Origin of the sequence: Paraburkholderia sp. EG304, assembly GCF_046543485.1 — a bacterium.
GTDB classification, from domain to species: Bacteria; Pseudomonadota; Gammaproteobacteria; order Burkholderiales; family Burkholderiaceae; genus Paraburkholderia; species Paraburkholderia youngii.
In genome coordinates, this window is sequence record NZ_JBKGUA010000221.1 from 1 (window position 1) to 1281 (window position 1281).

Annotated in this window: 1 protein-coding gene; it reads right to left on the minus strand. The window is 72.4% G+C overall.

Annotated features, from left to right (window positions below; all coding sequences use genetic code 11):
• Positions 1 to 561: 561 nt before the first annotated feature.
• The coding region (locus ACLFKU_RS43470) for a pseudouridine synthase (protein WP_410853360.1) at positions 562 to 1281 on the minus strand (720 nt) is incomplete at its 5' end.

Here is a 1281-nt window from a genome sequence, read left to right on the forward strand (position 1 = left end):
GAAATGCCGCTGGCCGTGGTGCATGGACAGCCGGTCCTGCAGATTCCGCAGGACCTGTACATCCCGCCGGACGCGCGCTGCCGTACGGGCTGGCACCCGGATTGGCGTGATCGGACGGGAAGCTCGGGGCATTGCCCGGATGGCCGTACGGATGGCGGGACGGCCCCTGGCCACCGCGGTTGCCACCGCCACCCGGACCGGCCGGGCGGCCCTGGCCGCCGTAGCCGCCGCGGCTTTCGCCACCGCCGGCATAGCCGCCGCGGCCTTCAGCGCCGCCGCCGTAGCTGCCGCGCCCCGGGCCGCCTGCGCCACCCGGACCCTTCGGCTTGCCATACGGACGGCCCTGGCCGCCGGCGCCGGCGCCCGGACCACGCGCGCCGGGACCACGGGCAGCGCCCGGGCCGGCATTGCGGTGGCCGCTCGGGCCGGTGCTGACACCGTCCGGCACGTACCAGCTGCGGAACGCGGCCGGGTTGCCTTCGGGCAGCGCACGGTTGCCCTTGTCCGGGCGCGCCTTGAACGGACGCTGCGACTGCTTGGCCGCCGCTTCACCGCTGACCGTCAGGCCACCCTTGAAGCCGCCGCGTTGACGTAGGCATTGCCACGGCCACCCTCGCGCGACACGCGCACGGTGGTCTTGGCGGCGCGGCGCTGGCCGATCACCGGCTGCAGGGTCAGCGCCGACGGCGCGCCTTCTTCCAGCTTCAGTTCGGCGCGCAGGGCTTCGACCTGCTTGGCCGGCAGTTCCACCGACTGGCCGCGCAGCAGTTCGCGCGGCAGGCTGACCTTGCCGTAGCGGGTGCGCTTCAGGCGGCTGACCTGGCAACCCTGCGATTCCCACAGGCGGCGGACTTCGCGGTTGCGGCCTTCCTTGACGACCACGCGGAACCAGTCGTGCGAATCGGTGCCGCCGATGCGTTCGATCTCGTCGAACTTGGCAGGGCCGTCTTCCAGCGCCACGCCGCGGGCGAGGCGGTCGACGATGCTGTCCGGCACCTTCTCTTCGCCTTCCGGTGCACGCACGCGCACGACATACTCGCGCTCGACCTCGTAGGAGGGGTGCATCATCGCGTTGGCCAGCTCACCGTCGGTGGTCGCCAGCAGCAGGCCGGTGGTGTTGATGTCCAGGCGGCCGATCGCGATCCAGCGCGCGCCCTTGAGGGCAGGCAGCGCTTCGAACACGGTCGGGCGACCTTCGGGGTCTTCGCGCGTGGTCGTCAAGGAAGGCCGCAACCGCGAAGTCCGCCGCCTGTGGGAATCGCAGGGTTGCCAGGTCAGCCG